Here is a 22,083-nt window from a genome sequence, read left to right as displayed (position 1 = left end):
CAAGCTCCCTCGCCACAAAAGCGGTCGTTTTGTGTCACCCCGTTTACACCGCACCGCCATTCAGGCCCAGGCCACCGCCAGTAACCCAGCCCCAAGCACGACACATAACGGCGAATAGACCCAAGTGTCGAGCTTGGCGAATGTCGAGTCCTTGACCTCCTTGAAGAAGCCCACCAGGTTCGACTCGCCAATGGCCCGGGCGAACATCAGCAAGGCAATCGCGCTGATCAGCCATTGCAACGCCCGATGGGTGACAGGCGGTGCCAACAGGCCGACTCGCAGGCACACCAGAACCGCAATCATCAGCAGCGCCATCGCCACCAGCAGGGTCAACCAGCCGGATGGCTCGAACGCCGGACGCAACGAACCGCCCTGCCTCACCGGCACCTGAGGCACCACCGCCAGGGCCGCCCATCGCCCGCCCAGGGCCCAATACAAGTGAATCAAGCTGATGGTCGCAAACACTGCGACCAGCGACCGAGCCAATAAAAGCGTCATTCGCCAGCCTCCTGAAAAGAGTTGAACAATCATCCTAGCTGGAATTTGGTATTTCGCTGGACCAGCGCAGACTGCCCGATTCGCGCGAATGACGCCTTGCTCAGGATCAAGTGTTCAACTCGCTGGCACGCAAACCCTCCTACAGGCCGGCAGACACTTTGTCTGCCACCTCCTTGGGCACCCAGGCCTGCCAGACCTGCGGATGAGCCTTGAGGAACGCCTCGGCGGCTTCGCGGGGTGGCGTGCGCTTCTCGCCCATGTCGGCCAGGGCCTTGTTCAACGGTTCGATGGGCAGGTCGACCTTGCTGAAGAACTCGGCAATGTCCGGGTGTTGTTTCTGGAACGGTACCGATACACCGATTGACAGTTTCGAGGCCAATGAGCGGGTCGGTTTCGGATTGGGATTGTCGGCGTCGGTCAGGGTTTTCCAGGCCTCGGCATCGAACGGCGGCTCTTGCAACTGCACCAGTTTGAAACGCCCGAGCAACGGTGTGGGCGACCAATAATAAAACAGGATCGGCTTGCCGCGGCGAATCGACGAGGTGATTTCCGCATCCAGCGCCGCCCCCGAACCGCTGCGAAAGTTCACGTAGCTGTCCGACAGCCCGTACGCCTTGAGCTTCTGCTTGTTGACCACTTCGGACGTCCAGCCAATGGGGCTGTTGAGGAAACGCCCCTTGTCAGGACTTTCCGGGTCCTTGAACACGTGCTTGTAGCGCGCCAGGTCTTCGACGCTGCGCAGGTCCGGCGCCAGGGGCTTGATGCCCTTGGCGGGGTCACCCTTGATCACGTATTCCGGCACCCACCAACCTTCGGTCGCGCCCTTGACCGTATCGCCCAGGGCGACCACCTTGCCTTCAGCCTCGGCCTTGACCCACACAGGGCTGCGACCGGCCCACTCTTCGCCGATCACCTGTATGTCGTTATTGGCCAAGGCGGTTTCCAGGGTAATGGTGGTACCCGGCAATGTGTCAGTCGGCAATCCGTAGCCCTTTTCGACGATGATCCGCAGGATATCGGTGATCAGGCTGCCGCTTTCCCAGTTCAAGTCGGCGAAGTGAATCGGCGCTGAAGCGGCCGACGTCGGGAATGGCGAAACCAACACAGCGAAGGCGGCCCAGGCAGCCAGCCACTGTCGAACTCGTTTCATGCTTTTTTACCTCGTACCAGACACAGCAATGGCTGAACGGCCCTGCGTCACCGAACGCAAGCCTCTGAATAGTTCAGTCAATTGACTGTAGCCGAGGTTCCAGCGATATCTCGTTAAAACTGTAACCGGTCCAGGGCGACCGTAGCCCCCGCGCTCATCGGCACTACCCGCCTCATTCACTGGCCTTGAACGTCACCAGCTCGCCCTTGCGCCACTTGGCGGCTTTGGCGGTGACCGCCTTCAGGGTCTTGGTCAAGCCTTCCTGCAATTGTTCGTTGGCCGCGAACACGGTCACCACGCTGTGGCCTTCCTTGAACAGGATCGCCTGACCACCGGGGGTCGTGACGAACGCGTAGTCGCCCAGTCCATAGACCGTCAGCTTGATTTCGCGAAACTTGATTTCAAACTTGCCGCCTTCGCGACTGGGTAATACCGCTGCACGAAAATGATCCCCCACCTTGAGTTCAAGCCTGGGCTTGTCGTCGACCACCAGGGCCGACTCGGTGTCGATTTCGGCAACATAGATACCTTCGGCGGTCTGCTCGGTGATGTAGACGAAACGTGACTGGAATTGTTTGACCAGTTTTGCCCGCAGGTCACCAAGTACAAATAACGCATGCATGTCGAGATTACTTACTGCCAAGGAAACATCCCCATCTTTGAAAACGGTCCGCCCCCTAAAAAGGACGGACCACGAGAACCCGTGCCGACTGTAGTGTCGCAATGGACCTGTAACTGAAATTCGAAGTGAACGGCGCGCCCTGCCCCGGGGCGAGAGAAGACTAAAGGATTGCCACTCTCACCGTCTTTCCCGAAGGTCGTCAGAGGCTGAAGGAAAACACCACTCTGAGCATCGGAAAAGGTGGGACTACTAACTTTAGGGAAATTTCCCACTTAAAAAAGCATTTTTCTGACATCGAGCCCAAAAAAAATTGCTTTAGATAGGCATGCGGTCCACACGGTGCTGCCGATTCTAGAGCAGCCAGAGGCGTGGAGACTACCCGAACTACTCGACAATTCGTCGGTAAACCATAGAAAAGGAATTCACATGGCCACTTTCACAACCCTGAACCCTCCTGTTGCCCCTTGCATCGTGGAGACACACGACACGTTCAACGGGGTCGATTGCCTTCCAGTCTCGCTGATTCAACCGCGTTATCGGGTCGTCCTGGCCGGTAAGTGTTTTTTCCATATTGAGGAAACATCCACTGGACGTGTAAGAGGATTCCGCACCGATCATAACGAGGCCTGCTATCTGGCCAGGCATCTCGAACGAAGCGCCTGAGCTCATATACGCCCGCCCATGACTTAACTCAGCCGCCGACAGGCAACTGCTGCCATACTGCCTGCCTGCGAAGACCGTCGCCTATCGGCGGATCGTGCACCAACACTATGACTTTTTGAAGAGAAGGCGCGACGTGACGGAATTTGATATCGGCGAATTTTTTATCCGGGGCGAAGCCAGAGAGGTCGAAGGCGAGTTCCAGGCCGTCATCGTGATGCGCGCCAAACCGCCCCTGACTACGGTCAGTTGGCACCAAGTGGAAAAGGATCGCTGGTTCAAGACCTCGGAGATCGCGGCCGAGGCCGCCCGGGAAGCAGCCAAGGCTTTGAAGGCGGCGGTGGACGAAGGGGCCTTGAAAGCCTGAGTCCGATCGAACTCCTGACGAGCGCTTGCCTCAGATAAAGGGAAGCAACCGAGGCGCCATCACGGCGCCCACCTCAAGGAGAACCCCATGGAACAGCCTTCGCACGAACTCAGCACCCTGTTCGACCAACTAGGCCTGCCTTCAGACGGCAACGCCATCGACGATTTCATCATGGCGCACCCACTGGCCCCGGAGATCAAACTGGTGGAGGCTGACTTCTGGTCGGATCAGCAGAAAGACCTACTGAGCGAATGGTTGCTCGCCGACGGTGAAGAAGCGGTGCTGGTGGATCAACTCAACGTGCGGCTGCATGACGGTAAATAGCAGCCAGGACCTTGGCTGAGTGCAAGACAGCTCTTGTGGCGAGGGAGCTTGCTCCCGCTCGACTGCGCAGCAGTCGCCCCTGAACGCTGCCGGCTCGTCTCTCAGGCTGCTGGCTGCGTCCAGCCTTGGGGCTGCTGCGCAGCCCAGCGGGAGCAAGCTCCCTCGCCACAGGGCCTAGCGCGGCTTCTCGGGTTTGTAGCCCAGCCGCAAACCACCCCAATGACGCCCCTTGAGCATGATCGGCACGGAGAGATCGTGCATCAACTCCCCCGTGTCGCGGGTGTAGGTCTGCAGCAGCACCGGCTGTTGGTGGCTGCCGCAGCGAATCCCGGTGCGATCGGAGAATTTGCGCTTGGTCCGGTTATTCAGCGTGTCCACCTGCGGATCGCCAGTCAGTGGCTGGCTGAAAACCTTGTTATGGGTGGGCACGTAACCCTGCTGGGTGCAGGCAATCGCGAAGACCAGGCCCTCGTGCCGGGCGAGCAACGGTTCCTGGATCGCCGGCAACACCTGATCGGTGTAACGGTCGAAACGGGTCTGGTACTTGGCGGGCTGGGTGTTGGGGATGGCCTGGTAATTACGGTCGAACAGATCTTCCAAGCTGACACGGCCCTGGTCGATGTCCGCTTCGAACTGCGCCGCGATCTGGCTCGCCCCTTCCCGGGCCAGGTCATAGACCCGTTGGTGATAATCGTCGAGGCCCACTTCGGCCAGGCGTTCGCTGATGGTTTCGGCCTGGCCTTCCATCTGCACCGCCGCTTCGGCCAGGCGCTGGGTCTGCTGATCGCTGATGGACAGGTCGCCGCGCATTTGCTCGATGGCATGGAACAGGCTGTCGAGTTGTTCGCGGTTGGTATCGGTGCCCTGGGCGATGGCGCTGACCTGACTCTCGACCCCTTCTGCGAGCCGGGCAATGTTTTCCAGATGCTGGCCAGTGTGCTCGACCTGTTGCACTCCGCTGTCCAGGTCGGTGGCCAATTGACGGATCTGCTCCACCACCTGCGCGGTGCGCTGCTGGATATCCGCCACCATCACCCCCACCTCGCCAGTGGCCGCCGCCGTGCGCCCGGCCAGGCCGCGTACCTCATCGGCCACCACCGCGAACCCACGGCCATGCTCACCGGCCCGCGCCGCTTCGATGGCCGCGTTCAGTGCCAGCAGGTTAGTCTGGCTGGCGATCGACTGGATCACCAGGCTGACCCGCTGGATTTCATCGCTGCGCACGCTCAAGGCCTCGATCAACTCGCGACTGTCGTTGGCGCGCTGGCTGAGCTGGTGCATGCGGCTGATGGACTCCACCAGTTCACTGCGCCCGGCCACGCTGCTGCGATGGGCCTCGCTGGCGGCGCCCAGGGCTTGCTGGCTGAGTTGCGAGGTGGCCTGTTCGGTGGCGATCATCGATTCGGCATTGCTGACGATTTGCGCCGCCGCATCGAGTTGCGACTGGACCTTGCCGGCCAGTTGCTTGACCGAATAGGCAACGCCGGCCGCCGACAACGCGTTATGACTAGTGGTGTAGGACAAGTCGCGGGTCAGCTCAGCCAGTTTGTCGACCGTGGCCGGCGCAGAGGTCGCGCTCATGCGCGAGCGCAGGCGCGGCAACCAGACGATGAGCATCACCAAGGGCAGGCCCAGGTACAGCGACCAGCCGCCCAAGGCCATGCCGCACAGCAGCAAAGACAGGGCGAGACTCTGCAAGGTCGGCGTCAACCAACGCGCCATGCTTTTTGTCACAGGCACCGAGGCCGGCACCGCACCCGCCAGAGATCCGTCTGTCGCCATGTTCGTCACCCACACTTCTCGTTGTTATGCCCGCATTAAACGCCACTACCGAGCCATTATCCATGGTCCATTAGTCGTGGTCTTGCAGCAGGTCAACGGAAGTAGAGAAACAGGCGCAGGCGAAAGCAAAAAATCGCGGCCTTCGTCAAGAAGGCTGCGATTTTTTTCTTGAGGCGCGAATCAAGCCTGACGCTGGTGCTTGTCGATCTGCTCGTGACGTTCCTGGGCTTCGATGCAGTACTTGGTGGTCGGGCTGATCAGCAGGCGCTTGAGGCCAATGGCCTCGCCGCTGTCGTCGCACCAGCCAAAGCTGTCATCGTTGATACGGTCCAGGGCCTGCTCCAGTTGAGGCAGCATGCGCTGGTCGCGATCAATGGCGTTGACCAGCCAGGTACGCTCTTCTTCTACGGAAGCAGCGTCCGCTGGGTCAGCCGGGGTGTCCAGGCTCTCAATGGCGATTCGGTTCTGTTCGATGCGCTCGTGGGTTTCGACTTTCATGTTCTGCAACAGCTTGGTGAAGAAAGCCAGCTGCTCGGCATTCATGTAGTCATCCGCCGGCATGGCCAGCAACTTTTCCTTTGTCATTGATATCTCTATAGAAAAACGTGCATTAAGGCGAATTATGGAGCGTCCCGCAGCGCAGCTGCCACGCTCATCGGGAAGGCGCCGTCTCTTCCAAGCGCCACCCGGCACTCAATTTACGAGGGGCGGCAGTCTAAGGCCGAGTCGAGGCCTCAGCAACTGAAAACATAGGGAAAATGTCCGACAACCCCTGCAAATGTTCTCTGACAGGCTTTTGGTGGTCATCGGAGTGCGTTTATAACAAGAAATTCGGTGTAATAGCTGTATTAAGAAGACAAATGGCAACGCCACGCGGGTCAGGCGTGGCGCATTGTCGCAATACCAAGGCGTTCAGCGCTTGAGTTTGCGTTTATTACGGTACTGGTCGATGACCACCGCCACCACGATGATCAGCCCTTTGATGATGTCCTGGATGTAGGCGTCGACGCCGACAAAGGTAAAGCCGCTGGCCATCACTCCAAGGATCAGCGCGCCGATCACCGTGCCGGTGATGCGCCCCACACCGCCCGCCAGGCTGGTCCCGCCAATCACCGCCGCCGCAATCGCGTCCAGCTCATAGGACATGCCCATGCCGGCCTGACCGGTCGCCGCCCGCGCCGAGGCCACCACCCCGGCCAGCCCCGCCAGCAGACCGGCGATGCTGTAGACAATCACCAAGTGGCGCTTGACGTTGATCCCCGACGTGCGCGCTGCCTGCATGTTGCCGCCAATGGCGTAAGTGTATTTGCCGTACTTGGTGTAGCGCAGGGCGATGTGAAAAATCACCGCCACCACCAGGAAGATGATCACCGGCATGGCGCCATGGCCGATGGCGGTATAGGAATCGGACAACATGCTCACCGGCTGGCCTTCGGTGTAGTAACGCGCCAGGCCACGGGCCGAGACCATCATGCCGAGGGTGGCAATAAAAGGTGGGATGCCGGTCACGGCGATGATGCTGCCGTTGATCGCGCCGGCCAGCAGCCCCACGCCAAGCCCCGCCACCACCGGGATCCACACCGGCAGGTCCGTCAGGGAAGGAAATACCGCCCGGGCGAAGTCCGAGGTCTGGGCCAGGCTGGCGGCGATCATCGCCGACAGCGCCAGCACCGAGCCGGACGACAGGTCGATACCGGTGGTGATGATCACCTGGGTCACGCCGATGGCCAGCAAGCCGATGATCGACACTTGCAGGATCATCAGCACCAGGCGCTGGGAGTTCATCAGGAAACTCTGGTCGCGCATGATCCAGCCGAACATTTCGAACACCAGGCCGATGCCGATCAGCACCAGGAAGATGCTCAGCTCCGTCGGCAGACGCCGCCGGGGCCTGGTCGGTGCTGCCGCGGGTTTGTTTTCCAATATCGCGTTCATATCCACTTACCTTTTTTATCTGGACTGACGAGCATCAGGACAGGCCCGAAGCCAGTTGCATCACTCGTTCCTGGGTCGCTTCGCTGCGGTCGAGGGTGCCCATCAGATCGCCCTCGTGCATCACCATGACCCGGTCGCTCATGCCCAGTACTTCCGGCAGCTCCGAGGAAATCATGATCACCGCCATGCCTTCGCTGGCGAGGTAGGAAATGAGTCGGTAGATCTCGGCCTTGGCGCCGACGTCGATGCCGCGGGTCGGCTCGTCGAGGATCAGGATGCGCGGGTTGGTCATCAGCCAGCGCGCCAACAGCGCCTTCTGCTGGTTGCCGCCGGACAGGGTGTCGATGCACTGCTCCAGGGACGGCGTCTTGACCCGCAGTTTCTTGCACATGTCCTCGCACAAGGCGCGCAGGGCTTTCTGCTGGATGAAGCCGTTGCCGACGTAATGGGGCAGCACGGCCATTTCCATGTTTTCCAGCACCGACAAGCAGGGGAACAAGCCGCTGAGCTTGCGATCCTCTGTCAACAGGGCAAAACCCTTCTCGATGGCCATGTGCGGGTCGCTGATGCGCACCGGTTGGCCGTCCAGGAAGATTTCACCGCCCGTGCTCGGGGTCACGCCGAAAATCGCCTCGGCCACGTTGGTCCGGCCCGAGCCCATCAACCCGGCGATGCCGAGGATTTCCCCGGCATGCAGGTCGAACGACACCCCTTTGAAGATGCCGTCCAGGCTCAGGTCGCGCACCGACAGCACCAAATCGCCGATGGGTTGCTCCCGCACCGGGAACAACTGGCTCAGTTCGCGCCCGACCATCATCGAAATCAGGCTGTCGCCGTCCATGCTGTCGGCCCGTTGCAGGCCGATGTAGGCGCCGTCGCGAAACACCGCCACTTCATCGGCGATGGCAAACACCTCATTCATTTTGTGGGTGATGTAGATGATGCCCTTACCCTGGGACTTGAGGTCGGCAATGATCGAGAACAGATGGGCGACTTCTGTCTCGGTGATGGCCGAGGTCGGTTCGTCCATGATCAGAATGTCGGAGTCGTAGGACACGGCCTTGGCGATCTCGACCATCTGCCGCTCGGCAATGCTCAGGTTGCCCACCTGCTCCTCGGGGTCGAGGTTGATACGCAGGCGTTCCAGCAACCTGGCAGTGCAGCGGTGCATTTCGCCGTGGTCGATCATGTGCAGGCCGTTGAGTTGTTCACGGCCAATCCAGATGTTCTCGGCGATGCTCATGTGGGGCATCAGGTTCAGCTCCTGATGGATCATCGCAATGCCGGCCTGCAACGCCGCCAGGGGCGTGTCGAACGTGACCGGTTTGCCCCGCAGGCGTAGTTCGCCGGCGTCCGGCTGGTAGATGCCGGCGATGATTTTCATCAGGGTCGATTTTCCGGCACCGTTTTCACCCATCAAGGCCAGCACGGAGCCTGGACGGACCCGCAGTTGTACATCGGACAGGGCCACCACGCCGGGAAAGCCTTTGCTGACATTAGCGACTTCCAGCAGGTACGGTTCTTCAGATAATACGTCCGGCGGGACAATCCTCGCCGGGGCGCTCGAAGCAGTCGCTGAAGCGAACATGATCAGGTACTCCCTCGGCAAGGTCGGCGTGCGACCTTGCCTGTTTATTGTTGTGGTGGGACCGAGGACGCGTTGAACGTCACTTGAACTGATCGACGTTTTCCGGCGTGATCAAGCGGTACGGCACCCAGACGGCCTGCTCGACCGGCTGTTTCTTGACCATTTTCACCGCCGTGTCGATCGATCCATCGGCCTGGCCCTTGGCGTCCTGGAACACCGAGACTGCCATGTCGCCTTTCTTGATCGCATTCAAGCCATCCGGCGTGCCATCGACCCCGGCAATCAATACGCTGCCCTTCTCCTTGCCCGCTTGCTTGAGGGCCATCGCGGCGCCAATGGCCATTTCGTCGTTGTTGGCCACCACCGCCTGGAACTCGCGCCCCTGGGTCAGCCAGTCGTTGACCAGGGTCATTCCCTTGTCGCGCAACCAGGTGCCGGTCTGCTCCTGCTCGATCTTGATGTTGGGGTACTTGGCCAGCACGTCCTTGACGCCCTTGGTGCGGTTGGTGGTGGAGTTATTGGCCAAGTCACCCAGCAGGATCACGATGTCGCCCTTGCCGCCCATTTTTTCAGCCAGGTATTGCATCTGCATGCGACCGGCCTCCAGGTCGTCGGAGGCAACGGTGACCACGCCTGCCGGCAGTTTCAGATCGTCGGGGCGGCGATTGACGTAGACCAACGGGATACCGGCGGCGACGGCGGCCTTGGTGATGCGTTGGGTCGCGGCGGTGTCCACCGGGTTGACGATGATCGCGTCGACCTTCTGGCTGATGAAGCTTTCCACCTGGCTCAGTTGCTTGACCACGTCGCTGCGGGCGTCTTCGAACTGCAGGGTGACGCCGTCCGGCAGGGACTTGGCTTTCTTGTCCATGGATTCGCGCAGGTAAGTCAGCCAGGTGTCATCGAACTGGGACATGCTGACACCGATCTTCAAGTCCGCCAGGGCAGCGCCGCTGGTGAGCATCAACGACAGGGCCAGCGAGGCGATACGGGTCTTGGTCTTCATGAACGGTCTTTCTCCACTTTGTTGTTGGTTTTATGGATAAGGCGCAGCGGATCAGGAACGCGGCAAACGCACGATGGGCGCGCCGGGCATGCAACACACGATGGCGCCCTTGCGCTGGATGCACAGGGATTCGAACAGGGGAAGGATTGCGGACAGGCGCAGCAGATGTGGCAGGTGAAACGCAGAACGGCTGAAGGTTTTCATCGACGGTACCTAGCTGTGTTTCTTGTTTTTGTTTCGTCCTTCATCCGTTCAAGGCGCGCTTGGCGGGAGGCGGACAGGATTGTCGGTAACCTGGAATCGACTTTATTGGAAAATATTTTCCATATCAACTGATTTTAGAATTTTATTCGTTTTTTATTCCATGACCCACAGGCGTGGTCAATAGCAGCACTTCGCGCTGCTCGGCGCTCTGCCTGGCCGCGTCCAGAATGCGCGTGGTCGCCAGTGCATCACGGGCCTCCACCGGCAGAGGGCCGGCGCTCTGCAACGCGGTTTGCAGACGTTGGTAGAACTCGATCCAGCAGCCCCGCTCCGAGGTCACCCGCTCGCGCTCGGTGCCGTGTTCGAACCAGCCCCAGCGCCGATGTTCTTCGGCGCCCCAGCGCTCGCCCTCGGTCGCCGGGCTCAACCCCGCCAGCGCCTGGGCTTCCTGGCCATCCAAACCTTCGACGGTGTAGCAACCCTGGGTGCCGTTGACCCGGAAACGTGGGCGCGGCGCGTTTTGCACGCAATTGCCGCTCAGGTGGGAGATCACGCCACTGGCATGGGTCAAAGACATAAAGAAGCCGTTGTCGAACACCTGGCCTGGCTGCCGGTAGTCCAGTTCGGCGTAGACCCTGGTCACCGGCCCGAACAATTGCAGTGCCTGGTCCACCAGATGGCTGCCGAGGTCGCGCAGGAATCCGCCACCGCTGCCTTTGCCTACCGAGGTTGGCGAATAACGTTCGACACTCGACTCAAAACGAATGACTTGCCCGAGAGCCCCGGAGGCCAGCAGCTTGCGCAGGGTCAGGAAATCCGAATCCCAGCGGCGGTTCTGGTACACGCTCAAAGGCACGTTGCGACGTTCGGCGGCCAACACCATCGCCTCGGCCTGCGCGGCGTCAGGGGCGAACGGTTTGTCGCTGACCACCGCCACGCCGAGTTCGATGGCGTGCATCACAATGGCCGGGCGACCGTCCAAAGGCGTGGACACCACCACCGCATCAACCCCGGCCGCCACCAATTGTTCGAGGGTGTCGAAGGCCTGGGCCTGCGGGTGATCGCTGGCCAATTGTTGGCGGCGCTCGGCGGACCGGGTCACCACGCCGACGAACGTAGCCCCCGGCAGACTGCTGATCAGCGGCGCGTGAAAGAACCGCCCACCCTTGCCGTAGCCGACTAGCCCGATTCGCATGAAAGCTCCTTAGATTACGGATTGAATTCAGTCCCAACACTTGACCGGGTAGCTTCAGGTAAACACGGTCTACTGTGGGAGCGGGCTTGCTCGCGAAAGCGGTGTATCAGTCGACATCAATGTCGAATGTCAGTCCGCTTTCGCGAGCAAGCCCGCTCCCACAGGGGATTGGGGTTAGCCGTAGAAACGCGGGCGCTCGGGCAGGCTGACCTTGACGATCTGCCCACTCTGCTGCGCCTCAATACAGGCATCCGCCGCCACCGCTGCGGCAAAGCCGTCCCAGGCCGACGGTCCTCCCACCTGCCCGGCGCGCACGCCGTCGATGAAGGCCTGCAATTCGACGTCGTAGGCCGCGATAAAGCGGTCCTTCCAGTCCATCAGGATCGCGTTAGACAGCTTGGCGCCGCTGCGCAGTTGCACCTGGGACGGTTCCGGGAGCTTGGCGATGCCGGTCTCCCCCACCACTTCGCACTGGATGTCGTAACCGTACTGGCAGTTGACGAACACCTCCACGTCGATGCGTGTGCCTCGGACAGTTTCCAGCAGGACGACCTGCGGGTCTTTCAAATGGGCATGGGCCTTGCTGGTCTTGCGCGGGAAGACCACCTGCACCGAGACGTAGTCATCGGCCAACAACCAGCGCAACACATCCAGCTCATGGATCAGGGTGTCGGTGATCGCCATGTCGGTCTTGTAGTTCTCACCCACGCTCGGGTTGCGGTGGGCGCAGTGCAGCATCAACGGCTCGCCGATCTGGCCGCTGTCGATCACCGCCTTGAGTGCCCGATAACCTTCATCGTAAGGGCGCATGAAACCGACCTGTACCAGTCGCTTACCGTAGGCCACTTCGGCGTCGACGATCTTGCGGCAGCCTGCGGCCGTGACCGCCAGGGGCTTTTCACAAAACACCGGTTTGCCAGCCGCGATCGCCGCCAGCACGAACTCTTCATGGCTCGGGCCCCAGGAGGTGACAAGGATCGCCTCCACGTCCGGCGCCTTGATCAACGCATGACCGTCGGGATACACCTCGGCGGTCAGTTTCAAATCGGCCACCACCTTCGCCGCCTGGGCGAGGTTGATGTCGGTCACCGCCACCACCTGGCTGTTGAGCAAGGTCTGGCTGCAACGACGTATATGATCCTGGCCGATGGCCCCGGTGCCGATGACGCCCAGCTTCAAAGACATGTAGAACTCCTTTCGTAGGGTTGGGGCAATTAATACTGACGGGCCTGGGCCAGTCGTTCATTGAGGGTTTTGGCGACGGCATCGGTGCGGGCACTGGTAGAGACCTGCGCCACGCCCACCCGCCACCACGACAGGTAGCTGTGAATCATGGTCTTGGGCAGGACCTTGATGTCGATCAGGGTGGAGACCGTCTGGCGCCGCGCATCCGCCAGGGCCGCGCGCAGCTCCTCCAGGGTCGTCACCTTGTAGGTCTTGCAGCCATAGGCCGCGGCACTCATGGCGAAGTCCACCGGCACGAAGGCGCCGTCGAGCTTGCCGGTGTCCGGGTTGCGGAAACGGAACTCGGTGCCGAAGCTGTCCATGCCATTTCCCATCTGCAGATTGTTGATGCAGCCGAAGGCCATGTTGTCCAGCACCACCACGTTGATCTTGCGACGCTCCTGGATCGAGGTCGCCAGTTCCGAGTGCAGCATCATGTAGGAGCCATCGCCGACCAGGGCGTACACCTCTTTGTCGGGCTCGGCGAGTTTCACCCCCAGGGCCGCATTCACTTCGTAGCCCATGCACGAATAGCCGTACTCGACGTGATAGGTGTCCACGCCCTTGCTGCGCCAGGCGCGCTGCAAGTCGCCGGGCAAGCTGCCGGCGGCGGCGACGATAATCGCATCGTCGGCCAGGGTTTCGTTGAGGGTGCCCAGCACGCGGCTCTGGGTCAGGCAGGAACCGGTGAGTTCGATGAATTCGCGAAACACCGCCGGGTCCATGTGGTCGTCGATTTCCGGGAGGAACGCCTCGACGCGGTAATCGGCCTGGTAGACGCGGTCCACCTCAGCGTCCAAGCGAGCCTTGGCATCGGCAATCTGCCCGCCCCACTCGGCGCGGTAGTCGCCCATCGCCGCAGACAGCGCCTCCAGGCCTGAGCGGGCGTCGGCCAGCAACTGCACACCGTCGAGCTTCAGGGCGTCGCAGGGGCTGATATTGAGATTGAGGAACTGCACGTCCGGGTGCTGGAACAACCATTTGGAGCCGGTGGTGAAGTCGCTGTAGCGCGTCCCGATGCCAATGACCAGGTCGGCGTCCTTGGCCAGCAGGTTCGCCGCCAGGCAGCCGGTTTCGCCGACGCCACCGACGTTCAACGGATGGCTGGACACCACGGCGCTCTTGCCGGCCTGGGTCTCGGCGAAGGGAATGTCGAAACGCTCGGCGAAGGCCTGCAACGCCGCATTGGCCCCGGAATACCGCACGCCGCCGCCACAGATGATCAACGGTCGGCGCTTGCCTTTGAGCAACGCCAGGGCGTCGCCGAGCATCGCCTCGGTGGCCGGGCGACGGTCGATGCGGTGCACGCGCTTTTGCAGGAAATAATCCGGGTAGTCATAGGCTTCGGCCTGCACGTCCTGGGGCAGCGCCAAGGTCACCGCGCCGGTTTCGGCCGGATCGGTCAACACGCGCATCGCATGAATCGCGGCAGTCATCAGTTGTTCAGGGCGGTTGATCCGATCCCAGTATTTGCTCACGGCCTTGAACGCATCGTTGGTGCTGATGCTCAGGTCGTGGAACTGCTCGATCTGTTGCAGCACCGGGTCCGGCTGGCGACTGGCGTAGACATCGCCGGGCAACAACAGCAACGGGATCCGGTTGGCCGTCGCGGTGGCCGCGGCCGTCAGCATGTTCGCCGCGCCAGGGCCGACCGACGAGCTGCAGGCGTAGATCTTGCGGCGCAGGTGCTGCTTGGCAAAACCAATGGCCGCGTGGGCCATGCCCTGTTCGTTGCGGCCCTGATGGACCACCAGGTCGCCGCTGTCCTGCTCCAGCGCCTGACCCAGGCCCAGCACATTGCCGTGGCCGAAAATGGTAAAGACCCCGGCGACGAATTTGCTCTGGACGCCATCGACCTCGATGTATTGGTTATCGAGGAATTTCACCAGGGCCTGGGCCATGGTCAGTCGTGTTGTGGTCATGCTTGCACCTTTTTTGGAATGCACATCTTGCAGCTGGCCCAAATCTCCTGTGGGAGCGGGCTTGCTCGCGAAAGCGGTGTGCCAGGCGAAATCGATGTTGAATGTGCCACCGCCTTCGCGAGCAAGCCCGCTCCCACATGGGGTCTGCGCCAGACCAACAATCGTGTCAGGCCTGGGGATTGCGCAGGTGATTCATACTCGCCCCCAACGCCTGGCGGATATCAGCCAGTTCATGAACGCTCTCGGCAAACGGTTCGAAGGACAGGTAGCCCTCATACCCCCCGGCCCGCAACGCCTCGATCTGCCTGGCATTGCCCAGGATGTCAGCCTCGCCGACCAGCACCCGGTGGCCGTCGCGAATGGTCGCCAAGGGCGCCTGGGCATCTTCGACGCCGGAGATGTGCACCAGCCCGGTCAACTCGGGAAAGCATTCCTGCTCACCCGCCAAATGGTGGTGGAAGGTGTCATGCACCAGGCGGAACACATCCAGCCCGCCAATGGCCTGGATCGCGTCCACGGCGGTGCGCTTGCGGCGTAGCGAGCATTCTTCGAAGCCCAGGGGTTCGATGAAACCGTAGATGCCGAAGGCCCGCAGGATCGGCGCCAGTTCGCTGAGGGCCGACCGCAGCCCTGCGGCGCGCTCAGCTTCACTGCGCGGGTCGGTGCGGTCGTTGAGCGGGCACATCACCAACCCTTCGGCACCGCATTCGCGGGCATAGTCGGCCAGCCTCACCGCTTGGGCACGACGCTCCTCGTTCCACACGTCGAAAGGGTAAAGGGCATTGATCGACAGCACCTTGATGCCCCTTTCCTCACATAACTCGCGCACCCGGCCGGGCGGCATGCCGTCTTCGATCTCGACACCCTTCAGATCGTTGCGGATCTCAATGGCATCGGTTTTCAACGCCAGGGCCAGGTCAATGAATTCGGGCAGTGACAGGCGCGGGGCAACCATTCGGTTCAAGGCAAAACGCAGGGGCTTGTTCATTGTTGTTCTCCCTCCGGCACTTGTGAAAAACGGGTTATTGGGCAGTCGGCATGCTGAATTCAGGCCCCTTGGCGATGCTGTCGGGCCAGCGCTGCATCACGCTTTTATAACGGCTGTAGAAACGCAGGCCTTCTTCGCCGTAGGCGTGGTGATCGCCGAACAGCGAGCGTTTCCAGCCACCGAAGGAGTGCCAGGCCATGGGCACCGGAATCGGCACGTTGATCCCCACCATGCCGACCTTGATGCTGCGGGCAAACGCTCGGGCGATACCACCGTCACGGGTGAAGCACGACACCCCGTTGCCGAATTCATGGGCATTGATCAGGGCCACGGCGCTGGCGAAATCCGGCACGCGAACGATCCCCAGCACCGGACCGAAGATCTCTTGCTGGTAGATGCTCATCTCGGCGGTGAGCTGGTCGAACAGCGTCGCCCCGACAAAGAACCCCTGCTCGGCGCCGGGCACCTTGAAGCCACGACCGTCGACGATCAGTCGGGCACCCTCGGCGACACCGGCGTCGATGAAGCCTTCCACCTTGGCCTTGTGCACGGCGGTGACCAGCGGCCCCATGTCGGTACCGGGCTGCTGGCCATTACCGATCTTCAACTGGTCGATTCGGGGGAGCAATTTGGCAATCAATTGATCACCTACATCACCGACCGCCACCGCAATGGAGATCGCCATGCAACGCTCGCCGGCCGAGCCGTAGGCGGCGCCAATCAACGCATCCGCCGCCTGGTCGAGGTCGGCGTCGGGCATGACGATCATGTGGTTCTTCGCCCCGCCCAGGGCCTGGACACGTTTGCCGTTGGCGGTGCCTTGCTGGTGGATGTATTCGGCGATGGGCGTGGAGCCGACAAAGGAAATCGCTTCGATGTCCGGGTGCTGCAACAGTGCATCCACCGCCACTTTGTCGCCCTGGACCACGTTGAACACACCGTCCGGCAACCCGGCTTCAGTCAGCAACCGGGCCATCAACAAACTGGCGGACGGATCACGCTCCGAAGGCTTGAGGATGAAGCAGTTACCGGCGACCAGTGCCAAGGGGATCATCCACAGCGGCACCATCACCGGGAAATTGAACGGTGTGACCCCGGCGCACACGCCCAGGGGCTGGCGCAGGTTCCAGTTGTCGATGCCGCCACCGATATTGTCGCTGAAATCGGTCTTGAGCAGATTCGGCGCACCGCAGGCGTACTCGACGATCTCGATGCCCCGGGTGACTTCGCCGTGGGCGTCGGACAACACCTTGCCGTGCTCCCGGCTGATGATCAGCGCCAATTCATCGTGATGCCGATCGAGCAGTTCCTTGAACTTGAACATCACCCGCGAGCGGCGCAAGGACGACTGCTCGGACCAGGCCGGAAATGCCGCCAGCGCCGAGGCCACCGCCGCATCGACAATGCCCGGTTCGGCCAGGGCGACCCGGGCCTGCACCGCGCCGGTGGCCGGGTTGAAGACATCGCTCAAGCGTGCGCTGTCGCTGTCCTGCACTCGACCGTTGATGTAATGGCCTACTACCGGGGCGTTACTCATTGTTCTTGTTCTCCATGGAAGGTGTGGCATTCATTCAGAGGTCGAGCAGCCAACTGTGCTGCGGGTCGTTATGGAACTGCCAGACGCGCTTCGGGCCGGCCATGACGTTCAGGTAGTACGACTCATACCCATAGGGCACGCTGACCGGGTGATAGCCCTTGGGTACCACCACCAGGTCGCTGTTCTCCACCGCCATGGCCTGGTCGATGCTGCGGTCGTCGGTATAGACCCGCTGGAACACGAACCCTTGGGACGGGTTGACCTGGTGGTAATAGGTTTCCTCCAGGAAGCTCTGGTGCGGCAGGTCATCGGTGTCGTGTTTGTGCGGCGGGTAGCTCGACGAGTGACCTGACGGCGTGCGCACCTCCACCACCAGCAGCGAATGAGCCGGCTCGCTATCGGGCAGGATGTCGCAGACATAGCGGGTGTTGGCGCCTTTTCCCCGCACACTGCGCTTCATGCTGTCGGGACGGATCAAACGTGGGCCGTATTTGTTTTGGGCCGAACTCGGTGCGGCACACACGGCGATCTGTACATCGCTGAGGGCGGTCACCTGGGCCTGGCTGCCGGGCGGCAGGTACGCAGCATAGGGTGATTTGTCCTCGAACACCGACTGGCGATCCCCGAGGTTGTCCCAATCGAACGCGCCCTGCCCCGGCGCTTCGCCCTTGAGGCTGATGCGCCCGCTGAGCAGCACCAGGCACAATTCCTTGTCGCCGGCGGCCACCGGCAGGGTTTCACCGAGGCTCAAGCGATAGGCGGCAAACCCGACGTATTCCAATTCGCCATGGGGCAACTGGACCATGGTCTGGCCGTCGGGATGGCTTTTGATCAACAGGCTCATGACGCACTCCTTTCCAGCAAGGCACGCAGGGTGTCGTAGCCCTTCTTGGCGTAGGCATAACTCGGTGCCACGGCGGGGTCCTGCTCGGCTTCCACCACCAGCCAGCCTTGGTAATCGGCGGCCAACAGCACGTCCAGCAACGCGGCGAAATCAATGTCGCCGTCCCCCGGCACGGTGAAGGTGCCGTTGATGATGCAGTCGGGGAAGCTCCAGAGGTTGTTGCGCGCCAGTTGCACCACGGGTTTGCGCACGTCCTTGAAATGCACATGGCAGACCCGTTCGATGTGCTTGCGCAAGACCTGCAGCGGTTCGCCGCCGCCCATGTAGCAGTGACCCGAGTCGAACAGCAGGCCCACTTCACTGCCGGTCAGGGCCATCAGTTTGTCAATGTCCGCGGGCGACTCGACATATGCGCCCATGTGGTGGTGATAGGCCAGGCGCACGCCGTGGGACAAGGTGAAACGCGCCAGCTCAGTGAGTTTTTCGGCGTAGGTTTGCCAAGCTGCGTCGGTGTGAAAACGCGGCCGTTCGATCAATGGAATGCGCTGGCCCTGAATGGAATCGGCGACCTCGCCGTACACCAGCACGTTGGCCCCGTTCTGCGCCAACAGCTCGACGTGGCTGGCAATCGCATCGATCTCCTCCGCCGCCGAGCGCCGGGCCAGGCGGCTGGAATACCAGCCGGAGACCAGCGCCAGGTCATAAGGCCGCAGCACATCGCCGACACCCTTGGCGTCCTTGGGGAACTTGCCGTTGAGTTCGAAACCTTCGTAGCCGATGGCCTTGCCTTCGCTCAGCGCCGTGCTCAACGGCGTTTCACCGCCGAGGGAAGGCAGGTCGTCGTTGCTCCAGGAAATCGGGTTGATGCCAATTCGAATAGCGGGCATGGCTGCACCTTTATTGTTTTTTCATAACCATTGAAGGCGGCGATAAACCCTGTGGGAGCGAGCTTGCTCGCGATAGCGGTGGATCAGGCAACTGGTTGTCAACTATCAGTCCGCTATCGCGAGCAAGCTCGCTCCCACAGGTTCAGTATTCACAATGTCTAACTCCGGGCAGCACGCCACGCCTCGATCAATTCCACAAACCGGCCCTGCACCTGCCGGATCAGCGTTTCATCATCAATTTCCCCGGCCAGCCAGGCCCGGCTTGGCTCCTGGAAGATCGTACGGCCCACGGCAAATCCGCGACAGGTGCTGCTCTGGCTGGCCTGGCGGAACCCTTCGGCCAGGGCGGCGGCCGGGGCGTTGAGGCCCAGCAACACCACGCCGCGGCAATACGGGTCGCGCTGTTGAATCAACTCATCGAGCTGTTTCCATTCGTCCGCACTCTGGGCTTCGATCTTCCACCACGCTGGGAAGATACCCAGGTTGTAGAGGCGCTTGAGGGCGCGATACAGCACGTCCGGGTGCGGTGATGGGTGGTCCTTGGGCGGAATGACTTCCAGCAGCAATTCATGGCCGCTGACCTGGGACGCCTTGTACAGCCCCATCAGTTGCGCCTCCTGCTCCAGGCGCAGCAGCGGTTCGTCATCGGGATGAAATTGCACCAGGCATTTGATGATCTGTTCCTGGGGCCAGGCGATCAGGTTGCTGCCGATGGAGCGCCCGTGTTCGAACGCCAGCGGCCGCGAATTCTGGACTTCCACCGGCCGCGCCACCCACCAGCCACGCCCAGTGGCGGCGTTCAGCGAATCCTGGCCGAAACGTTGATCGGCCAGCAGACCCACATCAGCCTCGACGCCCTGGCGCTGCAGGTCGGCTTCGACCCGCTCCACCGCCTGGATGAACAATTGCTTGAGTTCGCCGATGCAGCTCAGGTCGCGACCGCCCTTCTGGGCCAGTTCCACCAGTTGCCAGCGATGGTCGAAGGCGAAGATGAACAGCTCTTTCCAGGCCTTGCGCGGCACGCTGACCTGGTGCAGCCGCTGCAGCATGGCGTCCTGGTCCGGCCGGGTAATCGGCACCGGACTCTTGAACAGATAATCGAGCTCAGCCCGGGTCGGCATCGCCGGGGCACAGGCATGGCGCGACACCACCAGGCCACCGCAAGCATTAGCCAATTGGCAGCAGCGTTCATCGCTGGCGTCCTCCAGCCAACCGGCGAGAAAGCCCGACATGAACGCATCACCAGCACCCAGTACATTCAGGACTTCGACCCGAACGCCAGGATAAAGGGCGCCGTCTTCCAACCGGGCCGGGATGGCGCCGTGGATCACCGTGCAACCCTGCGGACCGAGCTTGACCACCAGGGTCGCCGGCGTCAGCGAGCGTACGGTACGCAGCGCGGTCAGCAGGTCTTCACTGCCGCCGGCGATGAGGAATTCTTCTTCGGTGCCGACGATCAGGTCGAAACGCGGCAGGATGCTTTGCACGTGCTGGCTGACTTTCTGGTCGGCGACGAAACGGGTTTCTCCATCAGCCTTGCCCGCCAGGCCCCAGAGCACCGGGCGGTAGTCAATGTCCAACACGCGTTTGACGTGGTGTTTCTCGGCGTAAGCCAGGGCCTGGGTGCTGGCCTGGTAGACGCTTTCGGTCGAGAAATGCGTGCCGGTGATCAGCAGCGCCTTGCTGGAGGCAATGAAGGTTTCGTCGATGTCTTCGGCGCGCAACGCCATGTCGGCGCAATTTTCTCGGTAGAACACCAGGGGAAAGGTTTCCCGGTCCTTGATCCCCAGCAGAACCATCGCCGTGAGCCGTGCAGGATCGACCTTGATGCCGCGGACATCGCAGCCCTCGCGCGCCAGGGACTCCACCAGGAAGCGGCCCATGTGGTCGTCCCCGACCCGGCTCAACATCGCCGATTTGAGGCCCAGTCGTGCAGTACCGAAGGCGATGTTGGCCGACGAACCGCCCAGGTATTTGGCGAAGCTCGACACATCTTCCAGGCGCGCTCCGACTTGCTGCGCGTAAAGGTCGACGCCCAGGCGTCCCAGGCAGATCACATCCAATTGACGCCCACTGGCAAAACGAGTCTGGCCCATGCTGGCTCCTGTTATTTTTATCAGCCTGCGCTTGCCGCCAGAACCGGCGCCAACGCTCTTGGTGGATGCAGACTAAAACGAGCCGCGGGCAACAATCAATAATTATTCTATAAATTTTTTACGTGGAATATTTTTTCCAATACGCTATGACCGAAGCGAGCCAGACGCGGTGCATCGTTTCAGCCAATGTCGTAACGCGGTCTGCCCATGATTTTCCCTGCGCCTAAGCTGTAGACTGCGATCAGCCAACCTATTGTCGAGGGCCGGCCTTTTTTCCGGGCCGCCCTAAAAGAACAAGCCAGAAGGATTTTCTATGACCCGCCCCGATGATCTGCCGGCGCCGTCCGAGAGCGCGTCCGAACCCGCCCTCCCGAGCCCACCGATCAATGCCGAGCGCCTGCTGCAACTGATCACCGACGAATACGAAAGCCTGCCGCGCCAGCTCAAGCGCATCGCCAGCTACATGAGCCAGCAGAGCGACCGGATCATGGTCGATCGCATCAGCGACATCGCCCGGGAATGCGAAGTACACCCGTCGGCCATCGTCAGGTTCTCACAACGCTTCGGCTTCAGCGGGTTCAGCGAAATGCAGGCGTTGTTCCGCGAGGCCTACACCCACAAGACCACGCCGGTGCAGAACTACCAGCAGCGCATCCGCAGCATGATCGCCAACAAGTCGCAGAAAGCCAGCGGCGGCGACCTGGCCCGCGAATGCGTCAACGCAACCCTGTCGGGCATCGAGCGGCTGGGGTTGGAGCTGGATGACCAGGCGTTCGAAAAAGCCGTGGACCTGGTGGTCAATGCCGACAACATCTACGTGGTGGGGGTGCGCCGCTCGTTCGCGGTCGCCGATTACCTGGTCTACAACCTGCAACACACCAACAAGCGCATTCACCTGGTGTCCGGCTTGGGCGGCAGTTATCGCGAGCAAATGCGCAGCGTGCGGGCCAACGACCTGGTGATCGCCATCAGCTTTACGCCCTATGGCAAGGAAACCCAGCACTGCCTGCGCATCGCCCAGCACCACCAGGCCAAGACGCTGATCATCACCGACAGCAACCTGTCGCCCCTGGCCAAGCGGGCCAATGCGGTGCTGCTGGTGAACGAAGGCAGCTCGTTCGCCTTCCGTTCGTTGAGTGCCACCCTGTGCCTGTGCCAGGCGCTGTTCATCGCCGTGGCTTACCGGCTGGAGCTCAAGGTCGATGAAATCCATGAACAGGTCGGGTTCGAGGATTAATGCCTCGCCCCTTATGA

At 61.4% G+C, this 22,083-nt stretch carries 21 protein-coding genes; 4 read left to right on the top strand and 17 right to left on the bottom strand.

Annotated features, from left to right (window positions below; translation table 11 throughout):
• Positions 1 to 60: 60 nt before the first annotated feature.
• From CD58_RS11920 to CD58_RS11910, 3 genes are all read right to left on the bottom strand, one after another.
• Positions 61 to 498, bottom strand: a complete 438-nt coding sequence (locus tag CD58_RS11920) for a DUF3995 domain-containing protein (protein ID WP_025213223.1) — start codon at positions 496 to 498, stop codon at positions 61 to 63.
• Positions 499 to 637: 139 nt separating this feature from the next.
• Entirely contained in the window at positions 638 to 1,648 is a 1,011-nt protein-coding gene (locus CD58_RS11915; RefSeq protein WP_025213222.1) for an ABC transporter substrate-binding protein, read from the bottom strand.
• A 172-nt stretch (positions 1,649 to 1,820) separates the two neighbouring features.
• Positions 1,821 to 2,270 (bottom strand): hypothetical protein, encoded by a 450-nt coding sequence (locus CD58_RS11910; protein WP_038436629.1) that lies wholly within the window; start codon positions 2,268 to 2,270, stop codon positions 1,821 to 1,823.
• 426 nt (positions 2,271 to 2,696) lie between these two features.
• Here CD58_RS11910 and CD58_RS31835 point away from each other — a divergent pair, with 426 nt between their 5' ends.
• The 3 genes from CD58_RS31835 to CD58_RS11900 all read left to right on the top strand — a co-directional run bounded on the left by CD58_RS31835 (position 2,697) and on the right by CD58_RS11900 (position 3,621).
• Positions 2,697 to 2,933 carry a hypothetical protein gene (locus CD58_RS31835; protein WP_144238552.1) on the top strand — a complete coding sequence of 79 codons (237 nt, stop codon included), beginning with the start codon at positions 2,697 to 2,699 and terminating at the stop codon, positions 2,931 to 2,933.
• Positions 2,934 to 3,066: 133 nt separating this feature from the next.
• Positions 3,067 to 3,297, top strand: a complete 231-nt coding sequence (locus CD58_RS11905; RefSeq protein WP_025213220.1) for a hypothetical protein — start codon at positions 3,067 to 3,069, stop codon at positions 3,295 to 3,297.
• An 87-nt stretch (positions 3,298 to 3,384) separates the two neighbouring features.
• Positions 3,385 to 3,621 (top strand): DUF2789 family protein, encoded by a 237-nt coding sequence (locus CD58_RS11900; RefSeq protein WP_025213219.1) that lies wholly within the window; start codon positions 3,385 to 3,387, stop codon positions 3,619 to 3,621.
• A 174-nt stretch (positions 3,622 to 3,795) separates the two neighbouring features.
• On the opposite strand, the gene CD58_RS11895 is transcribed toward CD58_RS11900, so the two are convergent.
• The 14 genes from CD58_RS11895 to CD58_RS11835 all read right to left on the bottom strand — a co-directional run bounded on the left by CD58_RS11895 (position 3,796) and on the right by CD58_RS11835 (position 20,829).
• The gene (locus tag CD58_RS11895; RefSeq protein ID WP_025213218.1) at positions 3,796 to 5,403 is read right to left on the bottom strand and encodes a methyl-accepting chemotaxis protein; all 1,608 of its coding nucleotides are present in this window, start codon (positions 5,401 to 5,403) and stop codon (positions 3,796 to 3,798) included.
• Positions 5,404 to 5,583: 180 nt separating this feature from the next.
• Positions 5,584 to 5,988 carry a TraR/DksA family transcriptional regulator gene (locus CD58_RS11890; RefSeq protein ID WP_003180518.1) on the bottom strand — a complete coding sequence of 135 codons (405 nt, stop codon included), beginning with the start codon at positions 5,986 to 5,988 and terminating at the stop codon, positions 5,584 to 5,586.
• Between the two features lie 327 nt (positions 5,989 to 6,315).
• Entirely contained in the window at positions 6,316 to 7,338 is a 1,023-nt protein-coding gene (locus CD58_RS11885; protein WP_025213217.1) for an ABC transporter permease, read from the bottom strand.
• A gap of 34 nt (positions 7,339 to 7,372) precedes the next feature.
• Entirely contained in the window at positions 7,373 to 8,926 is a 1,554-nt protein-coding gene (locus CD58_RS11880) for a sugar ABC transporter ATP-binding protein (protein ID WP_025213216.1), read from the bottom strand.
• 79 nt (positions 8,927 to 9,005) lie between these two features.
• The gene (locus CD58_RS11875; RefSeq protein WP_025213215.1) at positions 9,006 to 9,932 is read right to left on the bottom strand and encodes a sugar ABC transporter substrate-binding protein; all 927 of its coding nucleotides are present in this window, start codon (positions 9,930 to 9,932) and stop codon (positions 9,006 to 9,008) included.
• Between the two features lie 51 nt (positions 9,933 to 9,983).
• Positions 9,984 to 10,136 (bottom strand): hypothetical protein, encoded by a 153-nt coding sequence (locus tag CD58_RS31210; RefSeq protein WP_200868912.1) that lies wholly within the window; start codon positions 10,134 to 10,136, stop codon positions 9,984 to 9,986.
• A 142-nt stretch (positions 10,137 to 10,278) separates the two neighbouring features.
• On the bottom strand, positions 10,279 to 11,331 hold the full coding sequence (locus CD58_RS11870) for a Gfo/Idh/MocA family oxidoreductase (RefSeq protein WP_025213214.1): 1,053 nt from the start codon (positions 11,329 to 11,331) through the stop codon (positions 10,279 to 10,281).
• A gap of 174 nt (positions 11,332 to 11,505) precedes the next feature.
• Complete coding sequence (locus CD58_RS11865; RefSeq protein WP_025213213.1) at positions 11,506 to 12,516, bottom strand: Gfo/Idh/MocA family protein; 1,011 nt, start codon at positions 12,514 to 12,516, stop codon at positions 11,506 to 11,508.
• 29 nt (positions 12,517 to 12,545) lie between these two features.
• Complete coding sequence (gene iolD / locus CD58_RS11860) at positions 12,546 to 14,477, bottom strand: 3D-(3,5/4)-trihydroxycyclohexane-1,2-dione acylhydrolase (decyclizing) (RefSeq protein ID WP_025213212.1); 1,932 nt, start codon at positions 14,475 to 14,477, stop codon at positions 12,546 to 12,548.
• A gap of 166 nt (positions 14,478 to 14,643) precedes the next feature.
• Positions 14,644 to 15,465 (bottom strand): TIM barrel protein, encoded by an 822-nt coding sequence (locus CD58_RS11855; protein WP_025213211.1) that lies wholly within the window; start codon positions 15,463 to 15,465, stop codon positions 14,644 to 14,646.
• A gap of 34 nt (positions 15,466 to 15,499) precedes the next feature.
• The gene (locus tag CD58_RS11850) at positions 15,500 to 17,002 is read right to left on the bottom strand and encodes a CoA-acylating methylmalonate-semialdehyde dehydrogenase (protein WP_025213210.1); all 1,503 of its coding nucleotides are present in this window, start codon (positions 17,000 to 17,002) and stop codon (positions 15,500 to 15,502) included.
• Between the two features lie 34 nt (positions 17,003 to 17,036).
• Positions 17,037 to 17,846 carry a 5-deoxy-glucuronate isomerase gene (gene iolB, locus CD58_RS11845; protein ID WP_025213209.1) on the bottom strand — a complete coding sequence of 270 codons (810 nt, stop codon included), beginning with the start codon at positions 17,844 to 17,846 and terminating at the stop codon, positions 17,037 to 17,039.
• Positions 17,843 to 18,733, bottom strand: coding sequence for a myo-inosose-2 dehydratase (iolE, locus tag CD58_RS11840; protein WP_025213208.1), 891 nt, complete (start codon positions 18,731 to 18,733; stop codon positions 17,843 to 17,845). Before iolE ends, iolB begins: the two co-directional genes overlap by 4 nt.
• A gap of 158 nt (positions 18,734 to 18,891) precedes the next feature.
• On the bottom strand, positions 18,892 to 20,829 hold the full coding sequence (locus CD58_RS11835; RefSeq protein ID WP_025213207.1) for a bifunctional 5-dehydro-2-deoxygluconokinase/5-dehydro-2-deoxyphosphogluconate aldolase: 1,938 nt from the start codon (positions 20,827 to 20,829) through the stop codon (positions 18,892 to 18,894).
• Positions 20,830 to 21,142: 313 nt separating this feature from the next.
• On the opposite strand from CD58_RS11835, the gene CD58_RS11830 reads away from it, so the two are divergent.
• A complete protein-coding gene (locus CD58_RS11830; protein WP_003202885.1) occupies positions 21,143 to 22,066 on the top strand; it encodes a MurR/RpiR family transcriptional regulator in 924 nt (307 codons plus the stop codon).
• Positions 22,067 to 22,083: the final 17 nt, after the last annotated feature.

Origin of the sequence: Pseudomonas brassicacearum (assembly GCF_000585995.1) — a bacterium.
Taxonomy (GTDB): Bacteria; Pseudomonadota; Gammaproteobacteria; order Pseudomonadales; family Pseudomonadaceae; genus Aquipseudomonas; species Aquipseudomonas brassicacearum_A.
The sequence above is the reverse complement of the archived record's forward strand: the minus strand, read 5'-3'. Positions and strand labels throughout refer to the sequence as shown.